Consider the following 6,110-nt stretch of genomic DNA (forward strand, 5'->3'; position numbering starts at 1 on the left):
GAGAACACGCACCCACCGAGGAACGTCCCCTCCAGCGAGCGGTAGCCGTGCACGCCGCCACCGCCGAAACCGGCGGCCTCGCCGGCGGCATACAGACCTGGCAACACCTCGCCGTCGCTGCGCAACACCCGCGAATCCAGGTCGGTTTCCAAGCCGCCCAACGACTTCCGGGTCAAGATGTGCAACTTCACCGCGATCAGCGGTCCGGCTTTGGGGTCGGTCAGCCGGTGTGGGGCGACGACTCTGCTGATGCGATCGGCGAGATAGCCGCGGGCGGCACGGATCGCGGTGATCTGGCTGTCCTTGGTGAACCGGTTGGCGACCTCGCGATCCCGTGCGGTCACCTCCGCTTCGACCATGGCGAAATCCAGCGGCTCGACGTCGGGGACCGCGTTCATCGCCGCGACCAGATCCCCGAGGCTGTCTGCGGTGACGAAGTCCACGCCCTTGTCGACGAAGGCGTGCACCGGCGCGGGGCCTTTCCTGCCCCGCTCCAGGACTCCGCGGACACTGCGACCCGTCAGATCGGGGTTCTGCTCCTGGCCGGACAGGCCGAACTCCTTGTCGATGATGCGCGAGTTCAGCACGAACCAGGTGTAGTCGTGGCCGGTCTTGGCGATGTACTCCAGCGTCCCGAGGGTGTCGAACCCGGGGTACAGCGGCGCGGGCAGTCGCCTGCCGGTGGCGTCCAGCCACAGCGACGACGGCCCGGGCAGGATGCGGATGCCGTGCATCGGCCAGATCGGGTCGTAGTTGGTGATGCCCTCCGTGTAGTGCCACATCCGGTCGCTGTTGATCAGGTTCCCGCCGGCTGTTGCCGAGATGTCGAGCATCCGGCCGTCCACGTGGGCGGGGACCCCGCTGAGCAGTTGTTCGGGGACCCGCCCCATGCGGGCAGGCCAGTTCTTGCGGACCAGGTCGTGGTTGCCGCCGATCCCACCGCTGGCGACGACGACCGCTTGCGCGCGAAATTCGAAGTCCCCTGTGGTTTTTCGTGACGACGTGACACCTCGCGCAGCGGTGGACGGTTCCAGCACCGCCCCGCGCACCCCGACGACCGCCCCGCCCTCGACGATGAGTTCGTCGACGCGGTGCCGGTGGGCGAAGCGCACCCCGGCCAGTCGACGCGCGAAGATGTCGACCAGGGCCGGCCCGGTGCCCCAGGTGACGTGGAATCGCGGCACCGAGTTGCCGTGTCCGCGGGCGTCGTAACCGCCCCGCTCGGCCCATCCCACCAATGCGAACGTCTGCAGGCCCCGGTCGCGCAACCAACTGCGTTTCTCTCCGGCGGCGAAGTCGACGTAGGCGTGCGCCCACTGCCTGGGCCAGTGGTCTTCGGGCCGGTCGAACCCGGCGGTGCCCAGCCAGTCCTGCAGCGCGAGTTCGTGGCTGTCGCGGATACCCAGGCGGCGCTGCTCGGGGCTGTCGACGAAGAACAACCCGCCGAACGACCAGAACGCCTGACCACCGATGTTGGCTTCGTTCTCCTGGTCGACGATCAGGACACGACGGCCCCGTTCGACCAGCTCGCAGGCGGCCACCAGCCCCGCCAGTCCGGCACCCACCACGATGACATCAGCGTCAGCCATGGGCCCAATCTACGACCGGCGACTGCTACGCGGCGTCAGACAGCGCAGTTGCGGTCCGCCACTCGTAGACGGTGGGCACGCAGGAGTGCATCAGCGCCAGATCGACCGCGTCGAGCATCGCCTGCCGGGCCCCCGGCCGGCGCAGGTGCCGGGCGGCGACAGCCACCCGGACGACGCCCCCGCGTCGAGCGGTGCGCTCGGCCGACAGCACGAGAGTGCGACACCACCACGGCTCGGCGAGGAAGCCTTCCCCGATGCCCAGCACGCGGGTCCGCACGGTGGTCTGACGAACCAGGTCGGTGATTCCGGCCAAACCGGCCAGCAGGCGGAACCCGTTGCGGGGCAGTACCGTGACCGCACCCTGGGAGATGTTCCAGCCCGGTGCGGCGAACAGTCGGGTACGCAGACCGAGGTGCTCGAGGGTGCGGTCGGCGGCCATCAACCGCAGGTTCGCCTCATGGGCCGGCAGTGCGGCGAACTCGCCGCGTCGCGCCTTGGTGGCAGCCTCGTCGAAGCCGTTCAGTACGATCGCGTCTCCGTGGGCGCGCCGGTCGACCAGCCAGCCAACCGTGGCTGCGTCGCGGTCGAGTCGGTACCCACCCTTGAGGCGCGGCGCCACCAGGAACGATCCGGGGACACCCCGGGCGTCGAGTTGGGCGCTGAAGGCGTCGACGTCGGGAAGCGTGCGGTCGCTGACCCCGGAGATCGACACGATCAGTTGTCCCGCCACACCCGCAGTGTCGCAATGGCAGGTGTCCAGACGGTGGACAACACTGCGCCCCCAGGTGACGGTTCGTTTAGCGCGGCAAGACGGCCTCGATCGCCGACACCACCTCGGGCGCGTCGGGCGTGGTGCTCGGCCGGAACCTCGTGATCTCGGTTGCGCCGGGGGCGAGCAGGAACTTCTCGAAGTTCCACTGCACGTCGCCGGCCTCACCCTGATCGTCGGCGGCTTTGGTGAGCTCGGTGTAGAGCGGATGCCGGTCCGGGCCGTTGACCTCGGTCTTGGCCAGCAGCGGGAAGGTGACCCCGTAGGTCGTCGAGCAGAAGGTCTGGATCTCCTCTGCCGTGCCGGGCTCCTGACCCATGAACTGATTGCACGGCACCCCGATGACCGTCAGGCCGCGGCCGCTGTAGTCCCTCGCGAGCTGTTCCAGGGCGGCGTACTGCGGTGTCAGCCCGCACTTGGAGGCGACGTTGACGATCAATGCAGCCCCGTCGGCCAGTTCAGCGAGCGTGGTGGACCGGCCGTCCAGTGTGGTGAGCGCGATGTCGGTGATCGGTGTGTCGGTCATGACCGCGACCGTACCCGCGGCTCACTTCGCCACGAGCCGGGAGTCCCCGGTCATCGATGGCCGTCCACACCAGCCCTGTCGAGCAGCCACGCGTACTGGAACGCGGCTTCCTTCCAGCGTTCGTACCGGCCGCTGATGCCCCCGTGTCCGGCGTTCATCTCCGTCTTGAGCAGTACCTTGGCTGCGTCGCTGCCCGGATCGACCTGCGCGTGACGCAGCGCGGCAACCCATTTCGCCGGCTCGACGTAGTACACCCTGGTGTCGTTGAGCGATGTCATGGCCAGGATCTCGGGATAGTCCTTGGCTTCGACGTTCTCGTAGGGCGAATAGGACTTCATGTAGCGGTAGACGTCGGGGTCCTCCAGTGGGTTTCCCCACTCGTCCCACTCGGTGACGGTCAACGGCAGCGACGGATCCAGGATGGTGGTCAGTGGATCCACGAACGGAACCGCGGCCAGGATTCCTGCGAACAGTTCGGGCGCCAGGTTGGCCACCGCGCCCATCAGCAGACCCCCGGCACTGCCTCCGTAGGCCACCAGGTTCTCCGGCTTGGTCACGTCGGTTCCGACGAGATGAGCTGCCACCGCGATGAAGTCGGTGAACGTGTTCCGCTTCTCCAGCATCTTGCCGTGCTCGTACCACGGCCTGCCGAGTTCGCCCCCGCCGCGCACATGGGCGACCGCAAAAACCATTCCGCGATCGAGCAGCGACAACCGCGCGATGGAGAACCTGGGATCCTCGCACGACTCGTAGGCGCCGTAGCCGTAGAGCAGCACCGGCGCCGGGTATCGCAGGCCGGCCCGGTGGATGATCGATATCGGGATCCGTGCGCCGTCGGGCGCCACCGCCCAGTCGCGTTTCTCGACGTAGTCCTCCGCACGGTAGTCCCCCAGCACGGGTTGCTCCCGCAGCAGAGTTCGGTCACCGGAGGACAGGTCGAGGTCGTAGATGCGTACCGGGGTGACGAACGACGTCGCGCCGATGCGCAGTTTGGGCGCGCTCCAGTTCGGGTTCGCCGACAGGCCCACCGACATCAGTTCCGACTCGAAGGTGACGTCCTCGGCGTCGCCGTAGCCCGAATCCGTCAATGGCCACAACTGAATTCGAGGAAGAGCAGCCTTGCGGTAGCTGACCACCAGATGTTCGGCGAATGCGTCCACGGAGTCCAGTCGCACATCGGCGCGATGGTCGATCAGCGTGCGCACCGAGGTGGGCTCGTCGACCGGGGCCTCGACGAGCGTGAAGTTCTCCGCTCCCTCGTTGTGCAGGATCAGGAACCTGTCCTGACCACCGATGACCGCGTGGTCGACCGAGTACTCGATGCCCTCGCGGCGCGGCCACACGGTGGCGAACTCGGCCTGCGGATCCGTGGCGTCGCCGTAGCGGAGTTCGGAGGTGACCGCACTGCCGGCGGCGATGATAACGTACTTGTTGCTGCGGGTCCGGCCGACAGCGACCCAGAATCGTTCGTCCGCTTCGTGATGAACGCGTTCAGACGGTTGTCCGGCCCCCAACTGGTGCCGCCACACGGTGTCCGGGCGCCAGGCGTCATCGACGGTGACGTAGTAGACGGTGCGGTTGTCCGCGGCCCACGTCGCGCCGGCGCCGACGTCGATGATCTCGTCGTCGTAGCGCTGGCCGGTCTCGAGGTCCTTGAATCGCAACGTGTACCGCTCGTCACCTTTGACGTCGACCGAATAGGCCAGGGTCTTGCCGTCGACACTGACCGTCGCCGCGCCGAGCGAGAAGAACTCGTGCCCTGCGGCCTCGACGTTCTCGTCCAGCAGCACCTGCTCGCCGGGGATCTCGGTGTGCTCGTCGAACTGCGGCGGCGTCCAGTCTTCGGGATCGGCGACAGGGCAACGGCATTGGACACCGTACTGCTTGCCTTGGAAGCTGCGACCGTAGTACCACCAGTCTCCCCGGCGGGTGGGCACCGAGAGATCGGTCTCCTTGGTCCTGGCCTTGATCTCGTCGAAGATCTTCTGCCGCAGGGGCTCCAGATCCGCGGTCACGTGCTCGGTGTAGGCGTTCTCGGCCTCCAGGTGATCGATCACCTCCTGGCTGGACTTGTCGCGCATCCACTCGTAGGGATCGATGAACAGGTCGCCGTGGTGCTCCCGGCGGTGCTCCACCCGCTTTGCGGTGGGTGACTTCACGCGGACACTCCGATCCAGTCGTCGAACTTCAGGCCCGAAATACGTTCGTAGGCTTCGATGTAGCGCGCTCTGGTCGCCTCGACGATCTCTGCCGGGAGTGCGGGGGGCGCGACGTCGGCGTTGCGGTCCCAACCCGACTCCGGTCCGGTCAGCCAATTGCGGACGAACTGTTTGTCGAAGCTGTTCTGGACGACACCTTCGACGTAGTCCGCCGCGCGCCAGTAGCGGGAGGAGTCGGGGGTGAAGACCTCGTCGGCGAGCTTCAGTTCGCCGGCCCCATCGACACCGAACTCGAACTTGGTGTCGGCGAGGATGATGCCCTTGGTCAGCGCGTGCTCGGCACCCTGGCGGTAGGTCTGCAGGGTGCGCTCGCGCAATTCTTCGGCCCGGGTGGCCCCGACGAGGTCGATGACGTCGTCGAAGGTGATGTTCTCGTCGTGCTGCCCGAGTTCGGCCTTGCTCGCCGGGGTGAACAACGGTTCGGCGAATCTGCTGGCCTCCGTCAAACCGGGCGGCAGCGCGATGCCGCACACCGTGCCGGTCTTCTGGTAGTCGATCAGCCCCGACCCGGTGAGGTACCCGCGGGCGACCGCTTCCACCGGCAACATCTCCAACTGCTCGACGACCAGGGCCCGGCCCAGCACCTCGGCCGGGATGCGCTCGTCGTCGGGTGGGCCCGCCAGATGGTTGGGCGAGGGGGCCGAAGAATTCAGCAAGCCGAAGAAGAACACGCTCATGGCCGTCAGGACGCGGCCCTTGTCGGGGATCGCCGAATCCAGGATGTAGTCGTAGGCAGAGATCCGGTCGGAGGCGACGAAGAGCAGGTGCCTGCTGTCGACCCGGTAGAGCTCACGAACCTTGCCGCTGGCCAGATGCTGGTAGTCGGACAGAGCGGGGCGCATCCGGCCAGCCTAACGGCCCTGGTGTGTTGTGATCGAACACATGAAATCGCGGTGGGTCCCCTACGCCACAACACCCGGTCGGCTGATGACACAGCTGTTCAGCGACGCGGTGGTGATCGCGTGGACAGCCATCTGGGTGTTCGTCGGCATCGCGGTGCACTCCGC

General features: G+C 67.1%; 5 protein-coding genes and 1 pseudogene. 1 reads left to right on the forward strand and 5 read right to left on the reverse strand.

Annotated features, from left to right (window positions below; all coding sequences use genetic code 11):
- From WA965_RS02420 to WA965_RS02440, 5 genes are all read right to left on the reverse strand, one after another.
- A partial coding sequence (locus tag WA965_RS02420; RefSeq protein WP_526447009.1) for an FAD-binding dehydrogenase occupies positions 1 to 1,589 on the reverse strand: 1,589 nt, incomplete at its 3' end.
- 25 nt (positions 1,590 to 1,614) lie between these two features.
- Complete coding sequence (locus WA965_RS02425; RefSeq protein ID WP_526301790.1) at positions 1,615 to 2,319, reverse strand: DUF2334 domain-containing protein; 705 nt, start codon at positions 2,317 to 2,319, stop codon at positions 1,615 to 1,617.
- Between the two features lie 67 nt (positions 2,320 to 2,386).
- On the reverse strand, positions 2,387 to 2,884 hold the full coding sequence (locus WA965_RS02430) for a glutathione peroxidase (protein ID WP_526301788.1): 498 nt from the start codon (positions 2,882 to 2,884) through the stop codon (positions 2,387 to 2,389).
- Positions 2,885 to 2,934: 50 nt separating this feature from the next.
- A complete protein-coding gene (locus tag WA965_RS02435) occupies positions 2,935 to 5,043 on the reverse strand; it encodes a S9 family peptidase (RefSeq protein ID WP_526301786.1) in 2,109 nt (702 codons plus the stop codon).
- Positions 5,040 to 5,945 (reverse strand): phosphoribosylaminoimidazolesuccinocarboxamide synthase, encoded by a 906-nt coding sequence (locus WA965_RS02440; RefSeq protein WP_526301784.1) that lies wholly within the window; start codon positions 5,943 to 5,945, stop codon positions 5,040 to 5,042. The genes WA965_RS02435 and WA965_RS02440 overlap by 4 nt, the downstream gene beginning before the upstream one ends.
- 40 nt (positions 5,946 to 5,985) lie before the next feature.
- Here WA965_RS02440 and WA965_RS02445 point away from each other — a divergent pair.
- A pseudogene (locus WA965_RS02445) lies at positions 5,986 to 6,110 on the forward strand (hypothetical protein); the annotation flags it as partial.

Source organism: Mycobacterium sp., from assembly GCF_049683935.1.
Lineage (GTDB): Bacteria > Actinomycetota > Actinomycetes > Mycobacteriales > Mycobacteriaceae > Mycobacterium.